Raw genomic sequence first — 24,079 nt, forward strand, 5'->3', positions numbered from 1 at the left:
TCATTTCTCCGGCAGCAGTCCCGCCCTGCGCCACAACCGCATGCCCGGTGCGCCGACCAGACCGACCCGGTCGAGGAAGGGCATGATCTTCTCGCCCGCGAACAGCAACGTGGCCCGCCAATGGGGGTTGGCCAGCGCCGCGCGGTAACCGTCCCGCGGGCGGATCCCGACGGACGCGTAGACGTAGGGGTGGATCAGACTGCGGCAGATGTGCCAGGCGGTGTAGGCGACCATCCACCGCTGATACGCCAGCTCGGCCTTGCCCATGCCCTCGATCCGGCGGACGACCTCCTCGCGCGCGAACGTGACGTGCCGCGCCTCCTCCAGCACGTGGATGCGGTTGACCATGCGCACCAGCGGCTGGATGTCGGGGGAGTTCATCTGCTCGCGCTGCAGCCGGTCGAGGATCTCCTCGGCGATCAGGATCGAGCCGTACAGCGCCGGGCCGTAGCCGATGATCGGCAGGAGCTTGGCGAATCGGCGACGCCATTCCACCGGGCCGTAGTACGGGCAGCCGAAGGCGTTCGACATGCGCGCGAACATCGTGGAGTGCCGACACTCGTCGGCGATCTCGGTCAGCGCGTACTGCGCGTGATTCGTCGTGGGATCGCCGTCGTGCACCTCCTTGAGCAGCAACTGCATGAGGATGACCTCGAACCAGATGCCGTTCGTGGCGATGCTGGCCATCTCGTGCTTGCCCAGCTCGATACGCTGCTCGGGCGTCAGCCGCTGCCACAGGTCGGTGCCGTAGAGGCTCGAACGCTCCTCGAGCACGAAATGCTTGCCCTCGACGAGGGGCGCGCCCCAGTCGATGTCGACGTCGGGGTCGTAGAATTTGTTCGCCGACGACGTCAGGAGCCGCTCCGCGGTCCGTTCCCGCCCGGCTTCCGGGTCGATTTCTGCGCTGGAGCTGCCCTGGGCGTTGCCACGGGTCCGCGTCATTGCGGCCCACCACCTTCCGCCACTTACTGCCGCCGAACTTTTCTGTAACCTCCGGTAACAGTTACCTCTGGTAGCATGCGGGGCATGGTCGACCGTGTCAACCAGCGCAACGTCAAGAGGACCGGCGGTACACCCGGCAAGGGATCACCCGAAAGTGGCGACGCCCGGAAGGACCGCTGGCGGAAACACCGCATCGCTCGCAGGGCCGAATTCGTCGACGCGACCCTGGATGCGCTGGAAGAACACGGACCGGATCTCGGCATGGAGCACGTCGCCGCCGCGGCAGGCGTCACCAAGCCCGTGCTGTACCGGCACTTCGAGGACAAGGCCGACCTCTACCTCGCACTGGGCGACCGCGGCACCGAGATCCTCTTCGAACGCCTCATGCCGGCCATCAACACCGAGCTGGCGCCCGTCCCCCGCGTGCGGATGGCGCTCGACGCGTTCTTCACCGTGCTCGAGGAGCACCCCAACCTCTACCGCCTGCTGGCGCGCAGGCGGTTCGCCGACCGTCCGCTCGACGGCGACGTCACCGACGTCGTCGCCCAGGACAAGGCACTCATCGCCAACGCCGTCACCGCCCTGCTCGGCGACTACCTGCGGATGTTCAACGTCGACTCCGGCGCGCCGAGCCGTGGGCGCACGGCGTCGTCGGCATGGTCCACAACACGGGCGAATGGTGGCTGGCCAAGCGCAGCATGAGCCGCGACGCCGTCGTGGAGTACCTGACGCAGATCATCTGGGCCGCCATCGACGGACTGGCCCGTCAGCACGGCCTCGAGATAGACCCCGACCGGCCCGTCGACGCCAACAAGATCGTCCAGTTCAGCCGTGCCGACGAGCTCGGCGAGGACGACGCCCGCAGCGACTCGACCGGCGTCCACGGGGACGGCGGGGGTATGGCCAGAACCGGCGAGGCATAACGACAACGGAGGCGACATGGCAGGCGGAGACAACGGCGTCGACGACAACCATGACCACCCCGACCACGACGGTTACCGGGGTGCGGCGACGCTGACCGTCGAGGACCGGGAACTGGAGATCGAGGTGGACCTGCGTGGCCACTTCCAGCCGATCGACGGCTACTACCACTGGTACGGCCGGATCACCCGGCACGACGAGCTGATGGAGCTGGCCGGTGGGCGAAAGAAGTCGGTGCGGCTGAGCACGCCCGAGGGCAGTGCCGACGGCACGATCTCCGACCCCGACCCCTGGGAGCGCTACCGCATCACGGGCACCAGCACGCCCCCGTTCACGGTCCCCACAACCCTGGAAGCCGTCGAAACCCCACCCGCCTAGGCACGAAAAAGCCCCCAAGGGCCCTATGGTCGCGTTGAACGCAACTATGGGGCCCTTGGGAGCTCCGAAAGCCGGGGTCAGCTGCCTACGGCGAAGCCGACTCGGCGGGCGTCCGACGGGGCGATCTCCACGTAGGCGATCCGGTCGGACGGGACGAGGTACTTGCGGCCCTTCTCATCGGTCAGGCTGAACAGGCCGTCGGAGGCCCCGAGTGCGTCGGCAACCAGCTTCTCGACCTCCTCGGCCGTCTGGCCGCTGGACACCACCAGTTCCCGCGGGGTGTCCTTGATGCCGATCTTGACCTCCACGTGCAACCTCCGCTGCCAAAAGTGACCTGCTCGTTCACCCTCCAGGCTAGCGCGCCGCCGCCCGCAACGACCCCAGGCCCGCCGATGCCACACCCTCGGCAGGCGCTCAGCCCAGGCCGAGGACCTGCATGCGTTTCGCGTGGGCCTGCTGGAGCCTGCGGAACAGCGCGGCGATGCCCGTGAGGTCGACCGAGCCGGCGACGATGAGTTCGGCGAGGCCGTCCCGTTCGGCCACGACGTACTGGGCCTGGGTCAGCGCCTCCCCCAGCAGCCGCCGCGACCACAGGGCCAGCCGGTCGCGCTGGGTGCTGTCGGCCGCGATGGCCGCGGCGACCTCGCGTTCGGCGAACGCGGAGTGTCCGGTGTCGGCCAGCACGCTGAGCACGAGCTCGCGCACGTCGTCGTCGAGCACGGCCGCCAGCTCGCGGTACAGGTCGGCGGCGAGGTTGTCGACGACGTAGGCCTTGACCAGCGATTCGTGCCAGGTGCGGGGCGCCGTCGACTGCTGGAACGCGTCGATGTGCGAGTGGAACGGCTGCATCGCGTCCTCGATCGACGCACCGCGGGCCCGCAGGTATTCCGACAACATCTCGTAGTGGCCGATCTCGGCCGCCGCCATGGACGCCAGCGCGGCCCTGCCCGCCAGCGTCGGCGCCGACCGTGCGTCCTCGGCGAGTCGATCGAACGCCGACAACTGCCCGTACGCCAACACGCCGAGCAGGTCGACGACCCCGGTACCGATTTCCCCTTGCGCCTCCGTCACGCGGTTCACCGTAGTGGAGGACACGCGCCGGTGGATCCGGTACCCGAATCCGACCGGGCGTTACCAACGACACGTGATCGAGATCGCTACGGCTGTCTCGATATACGGGTCGCTCTCTGTACACTCTGAAGGCGAGAGCGATTCTCACCACCAGTGTTCCGGAGGCGGCGCAACCGCCGAAGCAGCCGACGCAGACGGGTGACCAACCCGGTTGGCGCCGGAGAACACGCAGGTGAGAGGCAATGTGCGTGCACGCCTCGGCGATGTTCCCACACGAGATTTTCGCTGACCGAAAACGCGAAAGTCGCCGTTGTGAGTGTGGTCGAGCCATCGCGGTAATGCCTGGCTTGCGCGCCGGTATGAGAGAGGCGATCCGAAATCACTCAAAATCAGACGACAACACCGGCGGAGTCGCCGGAGACCGACGTGCGGCCGGACGTGTCGCAGGCGGCGGCCGAGGCCGCCACCCCGACGTTCGCCGAATTCGGCATTCGACCGGAGATCGTGGCGGCGCTCGAGGCGTCCGGCAAACACCGCACCTTCGCCATCCAGGCCCTGACCCTGCCGCTGGCCCTCAAGGGCGACGACGTCATCGGGCAGGCCCGGACCGGCATGGGCAAGACGCTGGGCTTCGGTGTCCCGCTGCTGCAGCGGCTCGAGACGCCCGGTGACGGCACGCCGCAGGCGCTGATCGTCGTCCCGACGCGCGAGCTGTGCGTGCAGGTCACCAAGGACCTCTCGGAGGCGGGCTCCAAGCTCGGCATCACGGTCGAGGCCATCTACGGCGGCCGGCCGTACGAGCCGCAGATCGAGGCGCTGCGCAAGGGCGTCGACATCGTCGTCGGCACACCGGGCCGCCTGCTGGACCTGGCCGAGCAGCGTCACCTGGTGCTCGGCAAGATCCGCTCGCTGGTGCTCGACGAGGCCGACGAGATGCTCGACCTGGGCTTCCTGCCCGACATCGAGCGCATCCTGCGAATGGTGCCCGACGAGCGGCAGACGATGCTGTTCTCGGCGACCATGCCGGGCCCGATCATCAACCTGGCCAGGACGTTCCTGACCCAGCCGACGCACATCCGCGCCGAGGAGAACGACGCGGGCGCCGTGCACGAGCGCACCACGCAGTTCGTCTACCGGGCGCACTCGCTGGACAAGCCCCAGCTGGTCGCCAAGGTGCTCCAGGCCTCCGAGCGGGGCCTGACGATGATCTTCACGCGCACCAAGCGCACCGCGCAGAAGGTCGCCGACGAGCTCGGCGAGCGCGGGTTCGCCGCGGCCGCCGTGCACGGCGACCTCGGCCAGGGAGCGCGGGAGCAGGCGCTGCGCGCGTTCCGTTCCGGCAAGGTCGACGTGCTCGTGGCCACCGACGTGGCCGCCCGCGGCATCGACGTCGACGACGTCACCCACGTCATCAACTACCAGATGCCCGAGGACGAGAAGACCTACGTGCACCGCATCGGCCGTACCGGTCGCGCCGGCAAGACCGGTGTCGCGGTGACGCTGGTCGACTGGGACGAGATCCCGCGCTGGAAGCTCATCTCCGACGAGCTGGGCCTCGACCAGCCCGAGCCGGTGGAGACGTACTCGACGTCCAAGCACATCTTCACCGACCTCGGCATCCCCGAGGACGCCACGGGTCGCCTGCCGCTGAGCAAGCGCACCCGCGCGGGCCTGTCCGCCGAGGACGAGGAGGACCTGGGCGGCAAGCGCCGCGGCCGGTCCTCGAACTCCGGTGACGCCGAGGCGACGCGCTCGCGCACCCGCAAGCCGCGCAAGCGCACGCGGGGCGGGCAGTCCGGTTCGGCCGAGGCGAACGGCCCCGAGGGCGAGGCCTCGTCCGACGGCGGTGCGGAGTCCGGTTCCGGCCGGTCGCGCTCGCGTCGCCGCACGCGCGGCGCCGGCAGCGGCTCCAAGCCCGCCACCGAGAGCCACGCCAGCACCGAGAAGGCCGCGTCCGCCGACGGCCAGGCCGACGGCGGCGACCGTCCGCGACGCAGGCGCCGCCGCGGTGGCCGCGGCCGCGGCTCGGGCTCCGGCCAGAACCAGGCCGAGGGCACCACGCCACCAACCCGGCCACCAACACGAGCGAAACGTCCGCCGCGGCAGACTGACGTTCGTGAGCTCCACCGAATCATCCGCGTCCGACGACGCCGTTCCCGAGGACACCGGGTCGTCGAACGACACCACCGACGGCGGCCCGCACCCACGCTGGTGCGGGGCCGCCGCCCGTGGAACCGGCGGCGCGACCGCGTCACGGCCGCGTTGTTGGCCGTCGGTGCGGTGGTCGCGGGGCTCGTCGTGTGGGTGGGCAGCGACAGCAGGGCCACGGTCAGCGAGACCGCTCCCCCACCCCCGGACACGCCCGCGCAACCCGCCGAGGTCCCGTCGACGCTGGCCGAGGCGTGGCGTGCCCCCAGCGAGGCCACGCCCGTGCCGGTGACGGCCGCGGGCACCGTCGTCACGGCGTCGGGCGGCGAGGTCGTCGGCCGCGACGCCGAGACCGGCGAGCAGCGGTGGCGCTACGCGCGCGATCTGCCGCTGTGCACCGTGAGTTCCGAATGGGACCGCGTGCTCGCCGTCTACCGCAAGTCCGAGGGCTGCAGCGAGGTGACCCAGCTCGACGCGGCCACCGGCCAACGGACCGCGCAGCGCAACGGCGACGCCGAACGGGGCACCCGGCTGATCGGCGACGGCAGCTACCTCACCACCACCGGCGATCGACTGCTCAACACATGGCGCGACGACCTGGTGCGGAGCATGGAGTTCGGCCGGGTGTACGCGCAGGTCAACGCCGGTTACCAGCCGCGGCCGCAGTGCGAGTACGGCACGGTCGCCGTCGCCGCGGGCCGGGTCGGCGTGATCGAACGCTGCCCCGACGACGAGGCGGGCGGCGGCACCCGCTTCACGGCGCTCAAGGCGGCACCGGAGGAATCGGACCAGCCGGAGGAGGAGTTCTCCGTCTCGCTGCCCGAACGCGACGCGAAGCTCGTGGCGATGGTGCCGGGCGGGGCGGCCGTGCTGCTTCCCCAGGCCGGGGAACTGGTGCTCTACAACGCCGACGGCCGGGAACGGATGCGTTATCCGCTCGACCTGCCGCGGTCCGATCTGGACGCCGAACCCGACGACGGCGTCATGCCGACCGTACGGGGACCGCAGAACGTGTATTGGTACACCGGATCCCGCACCATCGCACTATCCACAGAGGATCTGGCGCCGCGGTGGACGGTGCACAACACCCACGGGGCGGGCGTGGCCTACGCGGGTAAGTACGTGACGCCGATCGGCGGCGGTCTGGCCGTGCTCGACCCGGCGGACGGGCGCACCGAGCACACGATCGCCCTGCCCCGCGGCGACTACCGCGGACCGATCGAACTGGGCGCCGCCGGACCGACCCTGCTCGAACGCCGCGGCGACACGCTCGTGGCACTGCAGTGAGACGAAAGGGCATGCAGTGACGACGTCGGCTCAACTCTCCCCGAACGGTGCGCAGCGCGTGACGCTGCTCGGCGACATCGCCGCGTTGTCCGGCCCGGTGCCGGCCTCCGACGTCGGCACCACGGCCGTCGTGCTGCTCGTTCCCGGCTACACCGGGTCCAAAGAGGACTTCGCGCCGCTGCTGGACGGGTTGTCCGACGGTGGTTTCCACCCCGTCGCGATCGACCTGCCCGGCCAGTACGAGTCACCGGGCCCCGATGACGAGGCCGCCTACCTGCCCGCGCCGCTCGGCGAACGGGTCGCCGAGCTGGTCGCCGACCTGGCGGCGACGTTCGACCGGCCGGTGATCCTGCTCGGCCACTCGTACGGCGGCCTCGTCTGCCGCGGTGCCGCCCTCGCGGGCGCACCGGTCGCCGGGTTGACGTTGCTCGACAGCGGCCCCGAGAAGCTCCCGCACGGCCTGCGCACCCAGACCCTCGAGGCGGCCGAGCCGCTGCTGCGCGAACAGGGCCTCGAGGCCGTCTACGCGATCCGGGAGCAGCTCGGCGCGCCGGCGAACGCGCAGCTGCGGGCGTTCCTGCGGGAGCGGTTCGTCAGCTCCTCGGCCGCAGGGCTGCTCGGCATGGCGCACGGTTTGCGGCACGAGCCCGATCGCGTCGACGAGTTGACGGCCGCGCTCGGCGACCGGCCCGCGTTCGTGGCCACCGGCGAGGGCGACGACGCGTGGAGCGTCGATCAGCAGAAGGACATGGCCCGGCGCCTGGCCGCCGGCTTCGCCGTCATCCCCCGCGCCGCCCACGCCCCCAACGTCGAGAACCCGGCCGGCCTCCTCGACGTCCTCCTGGCCGAATGGCGAGCCTGGTAACCAAACCGCCGTGTCAGCACCCCACGCGGCCGTGTCAGCAATCCACGTCGCCGTGTCAGCGTTTCGGGGACTCCGCGACGGTCCACGGCGGTGCCCACACGTCATCCGCGACCCGCCGGGCCGCGAACCCTGCCGCCGCGCTCCGCAGATGGTCGCGCAATGCGGCCAGCGTGGGGTGCCGGTCGTCGGCACGGGACAGCAGCACGTGTGGATAGATCGGGGTCGGGTCGCAGACCGGGATGCGCCGCAGGTCGTGGCGCTCGGGCCACAGGTACCGGTCCCCGCTGCCGATGAGAGTGGCCAGGGAGGCGGTGTCGGCCAGGGTGTCCATCAACGCGTCGTCCCCGAAGTGCGGACCGAGCGCGTCGATACTCAGGCCGAAGGCCACGGACAACGCGGCATAGAACGCCGCCCATTCCGCGCCCGGTTCGATCCCGGGAATCCAGATGCGGTGGCCCACCAGGTCGCCGGGGCGGACCCGGTCCGCGTCGGCCAACGGATGGCCGGGGCCGACCAGCAGCTCCAACGGCACGTCGAGAAGCCGTTCCGCGCGGATCCCGGCCGGAACCCGGTCGGCCGCAATGGCCCGGAAGGAGGCGTCGACGGCTCCGTCCAGTACGGCGTTGGCGGCCTGCGCGGCGTTGTCGTGGCTCAACGTGACCACGTCCAGGTCCAGGTCGGCGTGCGCGCGGTAGAACCGGTAGACCAGTTGCGCCGGAGCGATCCGCCGGTTCAGGACATCGACGCGCAGGGGCCTGCTCCCCGGTCGTACTGCGTGTTCGGCCCGGTCGAGAGCCGTGAGGGCTTTCCTCGCGTGCGGCAGGAAGACCTGCCCGTCCGGGCTCAGCCGTGACCCGCGCGGCGTCCGCACGAGGAGCGTGACCCCGAGGTGCCGCTCCAGGGCCGCAACCCGCTTGGACACGGCCTGTTGGCTGATCCGCAGCTCGTCCGCCGCCGCCTGGAAGTGGCCGGTGTCGGCGACGGCCGCGAAGGTCCGGACCGCTTCGATATCCACAACGGCACCCTAGGTTCACAACGATTGGTTGTGAACCGTGCGGCGTGCCGTTGTTTGAATCCGCGTTCCGCCCGGTGGTGGGATCGGCGCATGTCGACCCGCACAGAGCAGATCATGTATGTGAACACTCCCGAGTTCGCCCGCCACGCGGAACGAATCGCGGAGGTGACCGACGCGACGAGCCGGCTGAACGTGCTGCCGTTCGGCGACACCGAGGGGCGATCCGAACTACTGTCGGTTGTGTTCGGTGGCCGGCTTCCGGCGTCGGTGACCATCTACCCGCCGTTCCACACCGAGCACGGGCTCAACACGACGTTCGGCGAGAACGTCTTCGTCAACCAGGGATGCACGTTCATGGACAAGGGCGGTGTCCACATCGGCGACAGCGTCATGATCGGCCCCAAGGTCAGCCTGATCACCGGCGGCCACCCTCTGCCGACGACGGAACGGCGCGAGTACCTGTCCTTCGCCCCCATCACCCTCGAGGACGACGTCTGGGTCGGGGCTGCCGCCGTCATCACGCAGGGGGTGACCGTCGGCGCGGGCGCGTGATCGCCGCCGGAGCGGTGGTCACGCGGGACGTTCCTGCCGGGGTGCTCGTTGCGGGAGTTCCGGCGCGGGTGGTCAAGGATGTGGGCTGACGGGCCCCGGGCCGAGGTGACGGGCGGTCAGGACCACCAGCACGTCCACAGGACGGTGCCCGCGATGGCCAACACGCCGAGGCCGGCGATCCCGGCCGCGCCGCCACGGCGGCGGTCCACCAGCACGGCCTGGACGACCAGCGCCGACACCGCACCCACGGCGTGCCAGATCACGGACGCCGCGCCCGGGCCGCCCTCGTCGGACACCACCGACGCCACGGCGACGACCGCCGCCAACGCCGCCAGGCCGACCGCCACCGAACCCGTCAGTCCACGCCACAGACGTCCCGGCGCGCCGACACCGTCCAGCTCATTCACGCGCCGCTCCAGCGATTCGGTTCGATCAACGCTCATCCTCGTCCTGCTCACGTCTCCCGACGTGGCGGCGCCAGCAGATCCCACGACCGCGCCGCCGGGGCAGCCTCCTGCCCCACCGCACAACTCGGACGGAAATCGCACCACGCACAACGACGACCGGGTTCGGCGGGGAACAGCGCGTCCCTGTCGCCGCCCACGGTCAGCTTATCCGTCGCATCCTGCACATCCCTCGCCGTCTCCTCGGCGCGGGTGAGATGGCGGCGCAGACTCGCCTCGTCGTGCTCAGCCGCCGCGACCGTGCCTGTGGGCACGTGGTGCAACTCGACCCTGCGGCACGGGGTCCGCAGGGTGCGCGCCGCGGCCACCGCGTACAACGCCAACGCCTGCGACGAGCGCGCCTGCTGTTCGTCCGGTTCACGGCGGCCCGTCTTGTAGTCGACGATCACCAGTTCGCCGTCGCGTTCGTCGATCCGGTCGGCCCGACCCTCGACGATCATCGACGCCGGACCGGAATCGGTGTCCGGCCCCGATCCCGACACCGGCGCGGACACCCACCGCTCCAGACCACGCGGATCGCCGGTCACGTCGTGGGACTCGACGTACTCCTCGACCCACTCCTGCGCCTCGCGCCGGTACCGGGCGGACTGTTCCTCGTCGGCGAAACCCGCGTCCTTCCAGTGCTTGCCCACCAGCGCGGCCGCCCGCGCCGGGGTGCGCTCGGCCGCCGGCAAGTCGAACAGCTCCCGCAGCGCGTTGTGCACCACCGCGCCCAGCGTGCTGTGCGCCCACGGGCCGGTGCGCTGCGGACTCGGACGGTCCACGTACGCCAGCCGGTACCGCCGCGGGCAGTCGTCGAACGTCGACAGCCGCGCCGGCGAGACCTTCATCAGGCGGCGCGGCTCCACCCCGAAGTCGAACCCCAGTTGCTCCATCGGCGGCAGCGTAACGTCACCCGCCCGCCACGAATCCGCGTACGGCGTCGGCCACCAGCTGCACCGCGATCGCCGCCAACAGCAGACCCGCGATCTTCGCCAGCAGCGTGATGCCGCTTTCCTTGAGCACCCGGATCAGCACACCCGAGTAGCGCATGCACGCCCACAGGATCACGTGCACCGTGACGATCGCGCAGCCCAGCGCGATGTAGCCGGCCAGCTCGCCCTCGGCGGCGCGCACGAACACGATCGTCGCGGCGATCGCGCCCGGCCCCGCCAACAGCGGCGTGCCCAACGGCACGAGCGCGACGTTGACGTCGTCGGCGGCCTCCGGTTCGCTGCTGCGCTTGGTGGTCAGCAGTTCCAGCGCCACCAGCAGCAGCAACAGACCGCCCGCGCCCTGCAGCGCCGGGATGCCGATGCCCAGGTAGGCCAGGATCGCCTGCCCCGCCACCGCGAACAGCGACACCACCAGCAGCGACACGAGCACCGCCTGGAACGCCGCGCGTGCCCGCGCCGACGGCGACTTGCGCCCGACCAGGCTCAGGAACACCGGAACCGTGCCCGGCGGGTCCATGATCACCATCAGCGTGATCGTGGCCTCGATGAAGATCGTCAGATCGAAGTAGTCCACGGTTCAGCCGACCTCGACCGGCGCGCCCGTGGACTGCGCGACCAGGGCCTCGAACTCCTCGACGGCCGTCGTCTCCTGTCCGATCCGGATCGTCTTGTTCGTGCCGTGGTAGTCGCTCGACCCGGTCCGCACCAATCCCAGATCCTTCGCGAGCGCGCGCAGTTCGTCCCGCGCGTCCGGCTCGTGGTTCGGATGGTCCACCTCGATCCCGGTCAGTCCACGCTGCGCCAGTTCGGCGATGACCTCCGGCGGCACGGTCGGACGGCGGCCGAACGCGAACGGATGTGCCAGCACGGTCACCCCGCCCGCCGCGGAGATCATCTCGATGGCGTCGGTGACCGGGGTGTCCGTGCGCGGCACGTAGTACCCGCGCCCACCCGCGAGGTAGCCGGCGAACGCCTCGTCGACGGTGGCGCACAGTCCGGCCCGCACCAACGCCTGCGCGACGTGCGGCCGGCCCGCCGTCGCGTCCGGGCCCAGGCGGTCGAGGATCTCGTCGGCGTCGACCGGCAGCCCGTCGGCGGCCATCCGGTCGGCGATCGCGCGCAACCGCGTCCGCCGTTCGTCCCGCAACCGGCGCTGCTCGGCGACGATCGCCGGCGCCTCCGGGTCGAACAGGTACGCCAACAGGTGCACACTGACCCGACCGCCCTCGCCGTCGGCACATTCGCAGGACAGCTCCGCACCGGGCACCAGGCGCATCCCGGACGGCAGGGCCTCGGCGGCAGGGCGCCAGCCGGCCGTCGTGTCGTGGTCGGTCAGGGCGATGACGTCGAGCCCCGCGGCCGCCGCCACGGAGACGAGCTCGGCCGGACCGTCCGTTCCGTCGGAGGCCGTCGAATGGGTATGCAGGTCGATGCGCACGACGACCATTGTCCAACACGGCACCGACACCCGGACCCGCCGGTACACGGCCGCACGCGCCGACGGCGCCGTGCGCTGCGACAACGCCGCGGCGCAACGCGACTCGGCGACCTACTTCTTGGCGGCCTTCCTGTTGCCGCGCGCGGCGCGCTGCGCCTTGATCATCGAGAACCGTTCGGCCTGCTTCTGCTTGTCCCCGAACACCAGCTCCGAGATGTTGTCGTAGAACTCCTCGGGGTTGGGCAGGTAGTGGATCCGGTTCAACGCCTGGATCTGACCGGCCGACTCGATGATGGTCGTGCCGTACCCGAAGATGCGGCCGCCGAAGGTGCGCTCGTAGGTGAGGTCGGTGACCTTCGTGATCGGCATCATCAGCACCTGGGTGGTCCAGACGCCCTTGGTCATGATGAACCGCTTGTCGGTCACGACCAGCCGTTCGACCCACCACTCCATGACCTTGTACGTGAACCACAGGACGACGCCGAGCGCGACGTACCACAGGATGTTCTGCAGCACCCACGCCGCGGGCGGGAGCACGTACGAGATCATCACGCAGATCGCGAGCATGGCGATGGCCTCGAACATGTTCCATCCGAGGCACGCCCAATGCCGCCGGATGCGAATCACCCGGCGCTCGGTGTCGAGCAGGTACTCGTCTGGGTCGCGTGGCGCGAACATACGTCGAGCGTAGCGCCCGTCAGGTGAAGATGTTGCTGACGAACGTGATCACGGCCTCGGCCGCGTCGCGCAGGAAGCCGATGAGGTTGTTGACAAGACCCGCAGCTTGGCCTGGCTGAGCGATCACGAAGAACAGAATCAACGCGATAGCGGCAAATCCTGCAAGCTTCTTCGCGTTCACGGCGATCAATCCCGTCTCTCGAGTGCAAGACCGTTGTTGGAGCTGGTTGGCGAACCGACCTCGTGGACCTGGCCTGCGTGGAGCCTGCACGAACCAGCCGACTCAGGTGCCACTAAGTTTGTACCGCACCGCCTGCCGTTACGGCAGGTAAGTCCTGCCCTTGGGGCAGTGCGCGCGAAGATCGTAGCTCGACTGCTACTGATTGTGACTGTGGGGTGGGTCGAGGTGGATCGGGTGCGCTGCGTGGGCGGCATCGTCCACGACGACGACGGCCGCCTGCTGCTCATCCGCAGGGCACACGACCCCGGCCGGGGCCTGTGGTCGCTGCCGGGCGGACGGGTCGAGCCCGGCGAGACCGACCACGCCGCTGTGGTGCGTGAACTCGCCGAGGAAACCGGCCTCGACGTCGAACCGGGGCCGTACACGGGCACTGTCCTGCGGGAACCGTTCGTCATCCACGACTACGCATGTCGCGTTCGGGGCGGCCGACTGGCCGCGGGCGACGACGCCTCGGACGCCCGGTGGCTCGACGCCGAGGCGTTCACTCTGATGGCAGACACCGGGCGTCTGGTCGAGGGACTGGTGGACACATTGCGTGCATGGAACGCGCTGCCCCGCGGTGCGGACTGAGGCCATCCGCTGTTCACGGACCGTTACGCACCGAGCCATGTCATGCGCTGGCCGTGCGGGTCGGCCAGCGCGAGTGCCTCGCCGGTGGCCTTGCCGTCGTCCCAGGTCACCAGGCCGAGCGTGGGCCGCGCGGTCGTCGCGTAGTCCAATTCGTCCCGTTCGGGAAGCACCAGGCCCAGGCCCGCTTCGTACGATTCGAGCGAGGCCCACCAGAGCGGCCGACGCGCGGCGAGTTCACCCAGGGCAGTGACGAATGCCTCCCTCTGGTCGGTGTCCATGTAAATCAGCACGTGGCTGCTGAACACCACCAGCGGCAGCTCCTCGGGAACCTGCTCCGCCGCGCGCGCCAGCCCCTCCACGGCGTCACCCTCGACCAGCGCGGGCGTGTCCTTGGCCTGCGCGGCCGCGGCCGTGCGCAGCATGCGGATGCGGTCCGGCTGATCGGCCCACACGCACGCCTCGAGCCAGGCGAGCTCCTCGTCGTCCTGCGCGTCGACCGGGTGCCGGTCGAGGCCGACCTTCGCGCCGACGTTCAGTTTCGCCGGCACCTTCGGCGGCTCGGCGCCGTCGGCGAGCTCGACCGCGCAGTGCAACCCGACGGGCGTCTTCTTCGGACCGGCGGCCACCTGCTCCCCGCCGGGCAGCCGGTACTGGTAGGCGAACCGGTCCATGCCCAACAGCAGGCCGGCGCTGCAGCCCACCTCGAGCAGGCCGACCTTGCCCTTGGCCTGCTTGGCGGCGCGCGCCACCGCCGGATACAGCACGGCGGCCCGGTTGACCTCGTTGGTCTGGGTGAAGCGGGTGCGCACGAGCTCGCGCACCTTGTCGGCGCGGTCCAGCAGGAAGGCGCGGAACTCCGACCACGTCGCACCGTCGACGCCGTCCATCCCGCCGAGCGACGGGTAGTACCGCGACAGCGGGTGGATCGGCTCGGCCTGGATCAGCCGGTGCGCCGCGGCCAACAACAACGTCGGGTGCGCGTCGCCGTCGGCGCCGGCCTCGGCGAGCAGACCCGCGATCTCGTCGTCGTCGGCCGCGTGGGACGCCAGATGCGCGTACAGCGGCGAGATCCCCGCGGCCTCGTGGTCGGCGAATCTCCGCAGACGCTCCTGCGCGGCGTGCACCGGGTTGACCTCGCCCATCTGACCGCCCATAGGACCCGAGCCTCTCTGTGTCACCGACAACACCGCCTCGCGCGCGTCGACGCGTCCGATCGGGACGCCTCATCGCACGTCAGGGCCGTTCCCGTCCATCCCCCGACGACGAGACGCCCTCTACGAGTACCCTTGACCATCGGCGCACAGCGCGTCAACGCGAGTCACGCCACGCACTCATCGGAGGAGGTGAGGAACGCAGATGCCCAATGACGACAATCCGCTCAGTCCGGCTTCCGGAAGTACGTCTCTTACGCACTCCCGCCGTTTCCTCCCGCCGTTCCGATTCCGCGTGATCGACAGCTGATCCCCCGGCATTCGGCCTCCGGCACGGAAGCGGTCCACGAGCTTTCCGTCTCCTGGAGATCCGATGCCTTAGATTCCCTCGTTCGGCGGCCTGCGCGGCCGTGGCCCGAAAGGCCTCGGCAAGGGCCGTGGCCGTGACGTCAGCCGCGACAACCACCGCCCGCGTTCGGCCGTCCCGCCGCCGGGCGGCACCGGTCCGCCCCTGTCCGCGGCGGTGGTCGACTGCGGCGTGTACGTCGACGCGTCCGCCAGGAGGGCACGTGGACGCACGACGAGGCCGTCCACGAGGTGCGCCGACGGGGCGACGGATTCGTCTGGATCGGACTGCACGAACCCACCGAGGAACAGATCCAGGGCATCGCCGACACGTTCGGCCTGCACGAGCTCGCCGTCGAGGACGCGGTGCACGCACACCAGCGGCCGAAGCTCGAACGCTACGACGACACGCTGTTCATGGTGTTCCGCACCGTGCGCTACGTGGAGCACGAATCGCCCACGACCGCCAACGAGATCGTCGAGTCCGGCGAGCTCATGACGTTCGTCGGCCGCGACTTCATCATCACCGTCCGGCACGGCACCATGGCCGGCCTCGCCCGGCTGAGACGGGAGCTCGACGCCGATCCCGAACAGCTGGCCCACGGTCCCTACGCGGTGTTGCACGCGATCGCCGACCACGTCGTCGACCATTTCCTCGAGGTCACCGACCGCATCGAGGACGACATCGACGAGATGGAGACCGAGGTGTTCGCCCCGCGCACGCGGGTCACCTCGGAGCAGATCTACCTGTTCAAACGCGAGGTCCTCGAACTGCGGCGGGCGGTCTCCCCGCTCGGGACACCGCTGCTGCGCCTGTCGGAGGGGTATCCGCGGCTGGTGCCCGAGGAGGTGCGCTCGTACTTCCGCAACGTGCACGACCACGTGACGACGGTGGCCGAGCGCGTCGAAGGGTTCGACGAGCTGCTGACGACCCTCGTGGACGCGACGATCGGGAAGCTGACGCTCCAGCTCAACACCGATATGCGCAAGATGAACTCCGACATGCGCAAGATCACCTCGTGGGCGGCGATCATCGCCACCCCGACGGCGATGGCCGGGATCTACGGCATGAACTTCGACTACATGCCGGAGCTGGGTTTCAAGTACGGCTATCCGGCCGTGCTCGCGGTCATTCTCGGCACGTGTCTGCTGCTCTATCGGATATTCCGGAAGAACGGCTGGCTCTGAAGGCCGGCCACCGGCCGCTTCCGAGGAATCTTCGTTCGACCACCCTCGATGGGGACACATCATGATCCGCAAACTGACCGATCTGAAGTTCTGGGCCCTGACGCTGAGCATCGTCTGGGTGGTGGGCGTCGTCGCGTTCATCGCCCTCAACCCCGACGCCGCCGCCGTGACCCACTGAGCTCTGCCTGCGCCGGTGTGAACCCACCCGCTTGACCGGCCGCGACGTCGATGTCGCGCGTATTCTGTCGCCATGGTGCGAGCGCTGGTGGTCGCCGACGAGGTCGACGAGACGCTGTGGTGTGGGCAGCGCGGGTTCGGCCTGGACGTCGACGTCGTGCTCGGCGCGGGCGACCTGCCGTTCGCCTACCTGGAGCAGCTGGCCGACGTGCTGGACGCGCCGCTGGTGTTCGTCCCCGGCAACCACGATCCGGACCTGTCGGGCTTCACCCGGCACCGCGGGCTCGCGCTCCGCGCCGGGATGCCGGCCGTGTGGCCGGGTCCGGCGGGCGGAGTCGACGCCGACGGCCGCGTCGTCACCGTCGCGGGCCTGCGTATCGCCGGGCTCGGCGGTTCCGTGCGCTACAGCGGTGGTCCGAACCAGTGGACCCAGTCGGCCGCGGCGCGCCGCGCACGTCTGCTGACGTGGCGGGCCGGCCGCAAGCCCGTCGACGTGCTGCTCACGCACAGTCCGCCGCGCGGACTCGGCGACCGCGAGGATCCGCCGCACCACGGTTTCGACTGTCTACACCGGACGGTACGGCTGCTGCGCCCGCGCTGGCTGCTGCACGGTCACATCCACCCGTACGGCGAGCCCGCGCCCGACCGGCTGATCCCCGGGCCCGACGGCACCGGAACGATCGTGCGCAACGTCGTCGGCGCGCACGTGCTCGACCTCGGCTCCCCCGCCGATTCCCCACGACCCCGAGCGGAATCCCGAATGGACTCCTGATGGGTCGCGACACCGGCTTCCCCCGCGCCGACGCCGAGCACGACTTCCTGCGCGCCCGGCGCAAGCAGGTCCTGTCGCGGCTGTCGACGTGGCTGCGCGGCGAACCGGACGACGTCAACATCACCCTGCCGTTCGACGAGGTGGTCGCCGCACTCGGTTGGGCCGGCGAACGCCGCATCGGGCTGCGCGTGGTGAAGTTGAGCTCGATCGTCGGCAGCGTCAACCGGGAGGCCGATTTCGACCGCCGGTTCCGCCCGACGTCGGGCCGCGTGCGGCAACGCTGGGAACGGCTCGCCCTCGCCAGCAGGCGCGGCGAGTCGGTGCCGCCCATCGAGGTCTACCGCGTGGGGGAACTGCACTTCGTCATCGACGGCCACCACCGGGTGTCGGTGGCGCACGCGCTCGGACTCGACACGATCGACGCCTACGTCACCGAGGTGCGGACCAAACTGGACCCGGCGGGCATTCGGCATCGCGGCGACCTGATCGTCAAGGACTACCGCAGGCTGTTCCTCGAACGCGTGCCGCTGACCGGCGAGGCGCGCGCCTCGGTCGTGGTCACCGACCCGTGGGACTACGCCGAGCTCGGCGAGCACGTCGAGGCGTGGGGGTTCCGCCTGATGCAGGACGAGGACCGGTTCCTCGACCGCACGAGCGTCGCCGCGCGCTGGTATGCCGACGAGTACCAACCGGTGGTGCGGATGCTGCGCCAGGCCGATCTCATGGGCACGCGCACGGAGGCCGAGGCGTACCTGTGGGTGGCGGGCGAGCGCTACCACCTGATGCGCAGCCACGACTGGGACGACGACATCATCGAGACCATCCGCACCCGCCGACGCTGAACACCCGACCACGACCCGGTGGTCGGGGGCCCGCCGGTGCCGCCCGGCGAGCCCCCGAACCGGAACTCAGCCCTCGAACGTGATGTTCCGGCCGGACTTCGGGTCGAACAGCTGGATGCGGTCCGGGTCGAACCAGACGTCCATCGTGACCCCCTCGGTGGCGGCCGAGGCCGCGTCGAGTCGGGTCACGATCGTCGCGCCCGTGCCCGGGACGTCGGCCGATCCGGCGTCAGCGGCCAGTTCCGCCAGTTCCGCGGTCTGCGCGAGCGAGGAGTCGGCCGAGAAGTAGGCGTACTTCTCGGCACCCATCGACTCGAGCACGTCCACGGTGGACCGGAACGAGGCACCGGAGGCGCGGTGCTTGTCGTCCACGAGCGCGGCGTCCTCGAAGTGCTCGGGCCGGATGCCCATCACGACCTCACGGCCCGCTCCCGACGCCTCGACCAGGCCGCGGATGCGGTCGGTCAGCGGCACGTCGCCCAGCGGGCTCTTCAGCACGCCGTCCTCGAGCGAGGCCGGGACGAAGTTCATCGACGGCGAGCCGATGAACCCGGCGACGAACAGGTTCGCCGGCTGGTCGTAGAGGAACTGCGGCGACCCGATCTGCTGCACGTGCCCGCTGCGCAGCACCACGACCCGGTCGCCGAGGGTCATCGCCTCGGTCTGGTCGTGCGTGACGTACACGGTGGTCGTGCCGAGCTGCTTCTGCAGCTTCGACACCGACGTCCGCATCTGCCCGCGCAGCTTGGCGTCCAGGTTGGACAGCGGTTCGTCCATCAGGAACGCCTTCGGGCTCCGCACGATCGCCCTGCCCATCGCAACCCGCTGCCGCTGACCACCGGACAGGTTGGCCGGTTTGCGGTCCAGATGCTGGGTCAGGTCGAGGATCTGCGCCGCCTCGTCCACCTTGGACTCGACGGTCGCGTCGTCGACCTTCGCCAGCCGCAGCGGGAACGCCATGTTCTCCCGCACGCTCATGTGCGGGTAGAGCGCGTACGACTGGAACACCATCGCGATGTCGCGGTCCTTCGGCGACTTCTCGTTGGCGCGCTGCCCGTCGATGCGCAGCTCTCCGCCGGAGATGTCCTCCAGGCCGGCGATCATGTTCAGCGCGGTCGACTTCCCGCAGCCGGACGGGCCGACCAGGATGATGAACTCGCCGTCGGCGATCTCGATGTTCATCTCGGACACGGCGAGCGCTCCGTCGGGGTAGCGCTTGGTCACCTTGTCGAGCACGATCTCTGCCATTGCCTTACCCCTTCACGGCACCGGACGTCAGCCCCGCGACGATGCGGCGCTGGAAGAACAACACGAACAGAATGATCGGGATGGTGATCACCACGCGGCCGCGGAGATCGTCCCCGTCGGATCCTCGAACTGCGAGGCGCCGGTGAAGAACGACAGGGCCGCCGGAACGGTGCGCGAGGCCTCGGTGGAGGTCAACGAGATCGCGAACAGGAAGTCGTTCCAGCACAGGATGAACACCAGGATCGCCGTGGTGAACACACCGGGCGCCGCCAGCGGGGCGATCACCTTGCGGAACGCCTGCGCCGGGCTGGCACCGTCCATCTTGGCCGCCTTCTCCAGTTCCCACGGGATCTCCCGGAAGAACGACGACAGCGTGTAGATCGCCAACGGCAGGGCGAACGTGATGTACGGCAGGATCAGCCCCGGCCACGTGTCGAACAGTCCGAGCTGACGCTCGATGTTGAACAGCGGCGTCACCAACGAGATCTGCGGGAACATCGCGATCAGCAACGACACCCCGATCAGTGCCTTCTTGCCGGGGAAGTCGAGCCGCGCGATCGCGTACGCCGCCATCATGCCGAGGATCACCGCGATCAGCGTGGAGATCAGCGAGATGCCGATCGAGTTGATCAACGGCCGGATGAACTCGCCCATCGCGAAGATGTCGCGATAGTTCTCGAGTGTCCATTCGCGAGGGATGAAGTGCCCGTCGCCGAGCGTCGCGGGCGTCTTGAACGACAGCGACGCGATCCACAGCACGGGGACGAGTGCGTACGCCACCACGATGATGTCGAGCAGCACCCAACGTGCCTTGCGCCCCACGGTGGCAGTCTGCATGACCATCAGCGCTTACCTCCGTCGTCGCTGCCCGGTGCCGCCGTGCCGAAGCCCTTCACGAAGACGAACGCGATGAGCGCGACCGTCAGGAAGATGAGCACGGCCATGGCGGATCCGATACCGAGGTTCAACCCCTTGATGAGGTTGTTGTACGTCTGCATCGACACCGACGAGGTGTCGTTGGCCCCGCCGGTCAGCACGAAGATGTTGTCGAAGATCCGGAACGCGTCCAACGTGCGGAACAGCAACGCCACCAGGATCGCCGGTTTCATCACCGGCACCATCACCTTGATGAACCGTTGCCACGCGTTGGCGCCGTCCATCGACGCCGCCCGCATCAGATCGTCCGGGACCAGCGCCAGGCCCGCCATCAACAGCAGCGCCATGAACGGTGTGGTCTTCCAGATCTCCGCCAGCATGATGATCATCAGGGACGAGCCGTACTCGGTCAACGGCGCGCCACCGTCGGCGAGCGCGTTGGCCAGGTAGCCGGTTCCCGGTGTCCAGGCGTAGTACCACGAGAACGCCGCGGCCACCGTCACGATGCCGTACGGGATCAGCGCTACCGTCCGAACCAGACCGCGACCGACGAGGGTCCGGTGCATGACCAGCGCCAGTCCCATGCCGAGCACGAGCTCGATCGCGACCGTGACGACCGTGATCAGCATCGTGGTGCCGAACGAGGTCCACCAGTACGAGTTGGTGAGCACGGCCGCGTAGTTCTCGAACCACACGAACTCGCGCTCGTCGGGGAACCGCAGGTCGTACCGCTGCATCGACAACCAGATCGAGTAGAGGATCGGGTAGCCGGTGACGGCGAGCATCACGATCGCGGCCGGGGCGCACAGCAGCCAGCCGAGCCTGCGCTCGGCCTTCTTGCCCTCGCTCAGTTTCGCCTTCGGCGCGGGCGGTTCGGCGCGTTCCGGCGCGCCTGCCGACTCGGTCACGGTGTCGCTCATGGGATCACGCCCTTCGAGTCGAGCGCGTCGGTCAGCTCGTCGCGCAGCCGCTCCGCCGTGCGTTCGGGATCGATCTCGGACGGCGGCGAGAGCACCTTCGCCATCACGGTCGACAGGTTCTGGTACGCCGGGGTGAGCGGGCGGACCGCGGCGGTCTCGAGCGCCTCGCGGATGTCCTCGCGCATCGGGTACTCGGTCGCCATGCTCGGGTTGTCCTCGGGATCGGCCGGCCGCGACGGGTCGAGCGGCTCGGTGTCGTCGTAGACCGAGGAGATGGTCGGCGGAACACCGTCGCGCAGCGCGGAGAACTTCTGGTGCTCGGCGCTGCGCAGGCACAACGCCGCCTCGAACGCCTCCGGTTTCTGCTGCGACGCCGACGACACGGCCAGGTCGTAACCGCCGATGGTGCTGCGGCCCGGTTCGCCCTCGACGACGCCCGGATACGGCGCCCACTGGAAGTGCTCGAGTTCCTCGGGCTGCTCCGCCGCGTAGGAGGCGTAGACGAACGGCCAGTTCAGCTGGAACGCCCCGCGTCCCTGCTGCATCGTCAACCGGACCTCGTCCTCCTGCTGGTTCGTCAGCGACGGGTCGGTCAGTCCGGTGCTGCTGACCTCCTTGAGGATGCGCAACGCCTCCACCGCGCCCTCGTCGACGACCACGCGCTGCCCGTCGTCCGACAGGATCCGCCCGCCCGCCGACTCGACGATCGAGTTGAACACGACGACCAGGCCCTCGTACTGGGCGCCGGTGAACAGGATCTGATGCGGATCGCCCTGCTGCTCGAGCTCACGGGAGGTCTGCATCATCTCCTCCCACGTCGCCGGCGGTTCGGGCGTGATGCGCTGGTCGTACCAGAGCAGCTGGACGTTGGTGTTCTTCGGCGCGGCCCAGAGCTTGTCGTCCCACTGCGCGGTGCGCAGCGGTCCGGGCAGGACGTCGCGTTCGGCCTCGGCCTTGTGCTCGCCGGTCCACTCCTCGATCCAGCCGGCCTCGGCGAACTCGGGCACCCACGTGACGTCGAGGCCCAGCACGTCCATCGTCTCGTCGTCGGCCGCGAGCCTGCGGACCATCTGCTCCCGCTGGCCGTCCGCGTCGCGCGGCAGTCGGTTGTAGACGATCCGGTACCGGCCGTCGGCCTCCTCGTTGCAGTTGTCGACGACGGTCTGGAAGTTGTCCTCGGGCGCGTAATAGACGTTGATCGCCGTGCTGTCGCCGGTGCCGCACGCGGTGAGCACGCTCGCGCCGGTCAGGAGCGTGCAGGCCGACGCCAGCGCCCGTACGGGCGGCCGGTGCCGGCGAGGTCGCGTCCGCGGTATCGCCATCTCCTCCTCCTCCACGCCGTACACGCGGCCGCCGAAGGAGGTGGTCCTCCGCACGCCGTCGTGCATGGGCTCAGAACACAGTGCTCCGAACGGGGTGATTCCGCCGCTCGGGTGATCAGCTCGGGAAAGTATTCCCCGCGGGCCCGCAGGGCAAGCACACACTGTAACGATTCGGGGACGCGCAGGCCGGGAAACGCGACGAAAAGACCGCGAAACGCAATCAGCGGACGGCGCGTGCCGTCCGCTGATCAACTCTGGGTGCCGGCTGCGGTGCCGGCAGTGGGTCCGTTCGGGCGGGTCAGCCGTGCATGCCCATGCTCAGCTTCGCGAGCAGATCGCGGCCCTGCTCGGCGTTGCGCGGCTGGCAGAGCACGTCGTAGCGGCCCGCCACGAGCTGGCTCGACGACGAGAAGTCCCGCCGCCCCCGCGTCGAGGCGTAGCTCACCGCCGCGAACGCCATGCCGAAGCCGACACCGACGACCAGACCGATGCCGATCGGCGCCAACGCCATGCCCTCGCCGGCGCTGAACATGCTCAGCAGCAGGCCCACGAACAGACCGAACCACGCGCCCGACGCCGCACCCGTACCGAGCACGCGCCCCCACGACAACCTGCCGATGACCCGCTCGACGAGCATCAGGTCGACGCCGACGATCGTCACGTCCTGCACCTTGAAATCGCTGTCGGCCAGGTAATCGACGGCGCGCTGCGCCTCTTCGTAGGTGTTGTACGAGCCGATCGGCCAGCCGGTGGGCGGCGTCGGCAGCTTCGGCAGCCCCGGCGCCTGTCGTCCTGGTCCTGGCGAAAGTGGACCGGTCACCATCATCACCTGTGCCTTCGACCTCTCCGTGTTGTCGAGTCGCCTGCCACGCCCGCACTGCCTGCCCGGGCGATACGTAGCGACAACAACCTTAGAGACAACAATACGGACTCCAGGAGGATGTCCGGATCACCGGATACCTACGCGCCTCGACCACCGCCCCGCAGGCCGCACAGGGCGAAACCGGTGGTGACCCGGGGCCGGGCGCACCATGCTGGGCGCATGGCCCCCGTGTCCGGGACGTCCCCGGTGCCCGCCCCGCCGCTGCTACGCACCGACCGCCTTCTTCTGCGGCCCCTGACCAGCGGCGACACCGCCCACATCGTCGCGCTGCACACCGACCCCGACGTGATGCGCCACCTCGGCCCGCCCGCGCAAAGCGGGTCCGCCACCGACGTGGTCGCCCGCGAGGAGGTACCGCGCATGGTCGCCGCGGGCACGAATCACACCGACCCGGACGGGCGGCGGCAACTGCCCCACTACCTCGCCGCCGAGACCCGGGACGGCGGGCGGTTCCTCGGCTGGTTCCTGCTGCGCCCGGTGACCGACTCGCCACTGCTACCGCGCCGCTCCCCCGCGTCCCTCGAACTCGGCTACCGCCTGGCCCGCGCCGCCTGGGGCCACGGCTACGCCACCGAAGGCGCCCGCGCCCTCGTCCACGCCGCGTTCACGGAGGCAGGCGCCGACCGGGTGGTCGCGACGACGATGGCCGTCAACACCGCCAGCCGCCGCGTCCTCGAGAAATGCGGACTGCGGCTGGTCCGCACGTTCTTCCCCGTCTGGGACGAACCACTGGAGGGCGCCGAGCACGGTGATGTCGAGTACGGGCTCACCAGGGCGGAGTGGACACGTAGCATGAAAGGAGCACAAGCAACCGCCAGCGACAGAAGGTCGGTGCCCGAGCAGTGACCAC

23 protein-coding genes and 4 pseudogenes are annotated in these 24,079 nt (G+C 69.8%); 11 read left to right on the forward strand and 16 right to left on the reverse strand.

The annotated features are described in order from the left end of the window. Positions 1-942: a diiron oxygenase gene (locus BJF85_RS03615; RefSeq protein ID WP_075845757.1), complete on the reverse strand. Its 942-nt coding sequence runs from the start codon at positions 940-942 to the stop codon at positions 1-3. 75 nt (positions 943-1,017) lie between these two features. On the opposite strand from BJF85_RS03615, the pseudogene BJF85_RS03620 reads away from it, so the two are divergent. Together BJF85_RS03620 and BJF85_RS03625 are read left to right on the forward strand one after the other, a co-directional pair. Then, positions 1,018-1,865, forward strand: a pseudogene (locus tag BJF85_RS03620) (TetR/AcrR family transcriptional regulator). Positions 1,866-1,881: 16 nt separating this feature from the next. Beyond that, positions 1,882-2,241, forward strand: a complete 360-nt coding sequence (locus tag BJF85_RS03625) for a DUF4873 domain-containing protein (protein WP_075845758.1) — start codon at positions 1,882-1,884, stop codon at positions 2,239-2,241. Positions 2,242-2,318: 77 nt separating this feature from the next. On the opposite strand, the gene BJF85_RS03630 is transcribed toward BJF85_RS03625, so the two are convergent. Together BJF85_RS03630 and BJF85_RS03635 are read right to left on the reverse strand one after the other, a co-directional pair. Next, on the reverse strand, positions 2,319-2,549 hold the full coding sequence (locus tag BJF85_RS03630) for a DUF3107 domain-containing protein (RefSeq protein WP_075845759.1): 231 nt from the start codon (positions 2,547-2,549) through the stop codon (positions 2,319-2,321). A 106-nt stretch (positions 2,550-2,655) separates the two neighbouring features. Next, a complete protein-coding gene (locus BJF85_RS03635; protein WP_075845826.1) occupies positions 2,656-3,312 on the reverse strand; it encodes a ferritin-like fold-containing protein in 657 nt (218 codons plus the stop codon). A 426-nt stretch (positions 3,313-3,738) separates the two neighbouring features. Between BJF85_RS03635 and BJF85_RS31045 the strand changes: the two are divergent. From BJF85_RS31045 to BJF85_RS03650, 3 genes and pseudogenes are all read left to right on the forward strand, one after another. Next, positions 3,739-5,110, forward strand: a pseudogene (locus tag BJF85_RS31045) (DEAD/DEAH box helicase); the annotation flags it as partial. A 638-nt stretch (positions 5,111-5,748) separates the two neighbouring features. Next, on the forward strand, positions 5,749-6,747 hold the full coding sequence (locus BJF85_RS31050) for a PQQ-binding-like beta-propeller repeat protein (RefSeq protein ID WP_369822070.1): 999 nt from the start codon (positions 5,749-5,751) through the stop codon (positions 6,745-6,747). A gap of 16 nt (positions 6,748-6,763) precedes the next feature. Next, positions 6,764-7,612: an alpha/beta fold hydrolase gene (locus BJF85_RS03650; RefSeq protein ID WP_075845760.1), complete on the forward strand. Its 849-nt coding sequence runs from the start codon at positions 6,764-6,766 to the stop codon at positions 7,610-7,612. A 55-nt stretch (positions 7,613-7,667) separates the two neighbouring features. Here BJF85_RS03650 and BJF85_RS03655 read toward each other — a convergent pair whose 3' ends face one another. Beyond that, on the reverse strand, positions 7,668-8,627 hold the full coding sequence (locus BJF85_RS03655; RefSeq protein WP_075845761.1) for a LysR family transcriptional regulator: 960 nt from the start codon (positions 8,625-8,627) through the stop codon (positions 7,668-7,670). A gap of 90 nt (positions 8,628-8,717) precedes the next feature. Here BJF85_RS03655 and BJF85_RS03660 point away from each other — a divergent pair, with 90 nt between their 5' ends. Then, on the forward strand, positions 8,718-9,179 hold the full coding sequence (locus tag BJF85_RS03660) for a sugar O-acetyltransferase (protein WP_222844432.1): 462 nt from the start codon (positions 8,718-8,720) through the stop codon (positions 9,177-9,179). Between the two features lie 116 nt (positions 9,180-9,295). Here BJF85_RS03660 and BJF85_RS03665 read toward each other — a convergent pair whose 3' ends face one another. The 6 genes from BJF85_RS03665 to BJF85_RS27055 all read right to left on the reverse strand — a co-directional run bounded on the left by BJF85_RS03665 (position 9,296) and on the right by BJF85_RS27055 (position 12,875). Beyond that, positions 9,296-9,622 carry a hypothetical protein gene (locus BJF85_RS03665; RefSeq protein ID WP_075845762.1) on the reverse strand — a complete coding sequence of 109 codons (327 nt, stop codon included), beginning with the start codon at positions 9,620-9,622 and terminating at the stop codon, positions 9,296-9,298. Positions 9,623-9,633: 11 nt separating this feature from the next. After that, a complete protein-coding gene (locus BJF85_RS03670) occupies positions 9,634-10,518 on the reverse strand; it encodes a PD-(D/E)XK nuclease family protein (RefSeq protein ID WP_075845763.1) in 885 nt (294 codons plus the stop codon). 16 nt (positions 10,519-10,534) lie between these two features. After that, entirely contained in the window at positions 10,535-11,152 is a 618-nt protein-coding gene (locus BJF85_RS03675) for a MarC family protein (protein WP_075845764.1), read from the reverse strand. Positions 11,153-11,155: 3 nt separating this feature from the next. Next, positions 11,156-12,025 (reverse strand): PHP domain-containing protein, encoded by an 870-nt coding sequence (locus BJF85_RS03680; RefSeq protein WP_075845765.1) that lies wholly within the window; start codon positions 12,023-12,025, stop codon positions 11,156-11,158. A gap of 102 nt (positions 12,026-12,127) precedes the next feature. Next, on the reverse strand, positions 12,128-12,694 hold the full coding sequence (locus BJF85_RS03685) for a PH domain-containing protein (protein ID WP_075845766.1): 567 nt from the start codon (positions 12,692-12,694) through the stop codon (positions 12,128-12,130). A gap of 19 nt (positions 12,695-12,713) precedes the next feature. Next, positions 12,714-12,875 (reverse strand): hypothetical protein, encoded by a 162-nt coding sequence (locus tag BJF85_RS27055; RefSeq protein WP_187346858.1) that lies wholly within the window; start codon positions 12,873-12,875, stop codon positions 12,714-12,716. A 210-nt stretch (positions 12,876-13,085) separates the two neighbouring features. Here BJF85_RS27055 and BJF85_RS03690 point away from each other — a divergent pair, with 210 nt between their 5' ends. Continuing rightward, on the forward strand, positions 13,086-13,505 hold the full coding sequence (locus BJF85_RS03690) for an NUDIX hydrolase (protein ID WP_255375362.1): 420 nt from the start codon (positions 13,086-13,088) through the stop codon (positions 13,503-13,505). Between the two features lie 23 nt (positions 13,506-13,528). On the opposite strand, the gene BJF85_RS03695 is transcribed toward BJF85_RS03690, so the two are convergent. Continuing rightward, a complete protein-coding gene (locus tag BJF85_RS03695; protein ID WP_083665894.1) occupies positions 13,529-14,659 on the reverse strand; it encodes a DUF2332 domain-containing protein in 1,131 nt (376 codons plus the stop codon). 379 nt (positions 14,660-15,038) lie between these two features. Here BJF85_RS03695 and BJF85_RS03700 point away from each other — a divergent pair. From BJF85_RS03700 to BJF85_RS03710, 3 genes and pseudogenes are all read left to right on the forward strand, one after another. Then, positions 15,039-16,189, forward strand: a pseudogene (locus BJF85_RS03700) (magnesium and cobalt transport protein CorA). Positions 16,190-16,439: 250 nt separating this feature from the next. Beyond that, a complete protein-coding gene (locus BJF85_RS03705; protein ID WP_075845767.1) occupies positions 16,440-17,138 on the forward strand; it encodes a metallophosphoesterase in 699 nt (232 codons plus the stop codon). Next, entirely contained in the window at positions 17,138-17,980 is an 843-nt protein-coding gene (locus BJF85_RS03710) for a ParB N-terminal domain-containing protein (protein WP_075845768.1), read from the forward strand. The genes BJF85_RS03705 and BJF85_RS03710 overlap by 1 nt, the downstream gene beginning before the upstream one ends. Positions 17,981-18,046: 66 nt before the next feature. Here the strand turns inward: BJF85_RS03710 and BJF85_RS03715 are convergent, their stop codons facing one another. From BJF85_RS03715 to BJF85_RS03735, 5 genes and pseudogenes are all read right to left on the reverse strand, one after another. Further along, positions 18,047-19,228: an ABC transporter ATP-binding protein gene (locus tag BJF85_RS03715; RefSeq protein ID WP_075845769.1), complete on the reverse strand. Its 1,182-nt coding sequence runs from the start codon at positions 19,226-19,228 to the stop codon at positions 18,047-18,049. 4 nt (positions 19,229-19,232) lie between these two features. After that, a pseudogene (locus tag BJF85_RS03720) lies at positions 19,233-20,071 on the reverse strand (carbohydrate ABC transporter permease). After that, a complete protein-coding gene (locus BJF85_RS03725) occupies positions 20,071-21,024 on the reverse strand; it encodes a carbohydrate ABC transporter permease (RefSeq protein WP_075845770.1) in 954 nt (317 codons plus the stop codon). Before BJF85_RS03725 ends, BJF85_RS03720 begins: the two are co-directional and overlap by 1 nt. Beyond that, positions 21,021-22,346, reverse strand: a complete 1,326-nt coding sequence (locus BJF85_RS03730; protein WP_075845829.1) for an ABC transporter substrate-binding protein — start codon at positions 22,344-22,346, stop codon at positions 21,021-21,023. Before BJF85_RS03730 ends, BJF85_RS03725 begins: the two co-directional genes overlap by 4 nt. A 298-nt stretch (positions 22,347-22,644) precedes the next feature. After that, positions 22,645-23,172 (reverse strand): general stress protein, encoded by a 528-nt coding sequence (locus BJF85_RS03735; protein ID WP_075845830.1) that lies wholly within the window; start codon positions 23,170-23,172, stop codon positions 22,645-22,647. Positions 23,173-23,388: 216 nt separating this feature from the next. Here BJF85_RS03735 and BJF85_RS03740 point away from each other — a divergent pair, with 216 nt between their 5' ends. Then, positions 23,389-24,075, forward strand: a complete 687-nt coding sequence (locus BJF85_RS03740) for a GNAT family N-acetyltransferase (protein ID WP_075845771.1) — start codon at positions 23,389-23,391, stop codon at positions 24,073-24,075. Positions 24,076-24,079: the final 4 nt, after the last annotated feature.

Origin of the sequence: Saccharomonospora sp. CUA-673 (genome assembly GCF_001942305.1) — a bacterium.
GTDB lineage: Bacteria > Actinomycetota > Actinomycetes > Mycobacteriales > Pseudonocardiaceae > Prauserella.

What these genes read in the sequence shown, in the direction of transcription:
- BJF85_RS03615 (WP_075845757.1), bottom strand. Translation starts at nt 942, where the DNA reads ATGACGCGGACCCGTGGCAACGCCCAGGGCAGCTCCAGCGCAGAAATC.
- BJF85_RS03625 (WP_075845758.1), top strand. Translation starts at nt 1,882, where the DNA reads ATGGCAGGCGGAGACAACGGCGTCGACGACAACCATGACCACCCCGAC.
- BJF85_RS03660 (WP_222844432.1), top strand. Translation starts at nt 8,718, where the DNA reads ATGTCGACCCGCACAGAGCAGATCATGTATGTGAACACTCCCGAGTTC.
- BJF85_RS03665 (WP_075845762.1), bottom strand. Translation starts at nt 9,622, where the DNA reads ATGAGCGTTGATCGAACCGAATCGCTGGAGCGGCGCGTGAATGAGCTG.
- BJF85_RS03670 (WP_075845763.1), bottom strand. Translation starts at nt 10,518, where the DNA reads ATGGAGCAACTGGGGTTCGACTTCGGGGTGGAGCCGCGCCGCCTGATG.
- BJF85_RS03680 (WP_075845765.1), bottom strand. Translation starts at nt 12,025, where the DNA reads ATGGTCGTCGTGCGCATCGACCTGCATACCCATTCGACGGCCTCCGAC.
- BJF85_RS03685 (WP_075845766.1), bottom strand. Translation starts at nt 12,694, where the DNA reads ATGTTCGCGCCACGCGACCCAGACGAGTACCTGCTCGACACCGAGCGC.
- BJF85_RS03695 (WP_083665894.1), bottom strand. Translation starts at nt 14,659, where the DNA reads ATGGGCGGTCAGATGGGCGAGGTCAACCCGGTGCACGCCGCGCAGGAG.
- BJF85_RS03705 (WP_075845767.1), top strand. Translation starts at nt 16,440, where the DNA reads ATGGTGCGAGCGCTGGTGGTCGCCGACGAGGTCGACGAGACGCTGTGG.
- BJF85_RS03710 (WP_075845768.1), top strand. Translation starts at nt 17,138, where the DNA reads ATGGGTCGCGACACCGGCTTCCCCCGCGCCGACGCCGAGCACGACTTC.
- BJF85_RS03715 (WP_075845769.1), bottom strand. Translation starts at nt 19,228, where the DNA reads ATGGCAGAGATCGTGCTCGACAAGGTGACCAAGCGCTACCCCGACGGA.
- BJF85_RS03725 (WP_075845770.1), bottom strand. Translation starts at nt 21,024, where the DNA reads ATGAGCGACACCGTGACCGAGTCGGCAGGCGCGCCGGAACGCGCCGAA.
- BJF85_RS03730 (WP_075845829.1), bottom strand. Translation starts at nt 22,346, where the DNA reads ATGGCGATACCGCGGACGCGACCTCGCCGGCACCGGCCGCCCGTACGG.
- BJF85_RS03735 (WP_075845830.1), bottom strand. Translation starts at nt 23,172, where the DNA reads ATGATGGTGACCGGTCCACTTTCGCCAGGACCAGGACGACAGGCGCCG.
- BJF85_RS03740 (WP_075845771.1), top strand. Translation starts at nt 23,389, where the DNA reads ATGGCCCCCGTGTCCGGGACGTCCCCGGTGCCCGCCCCGCCGCTGCTA.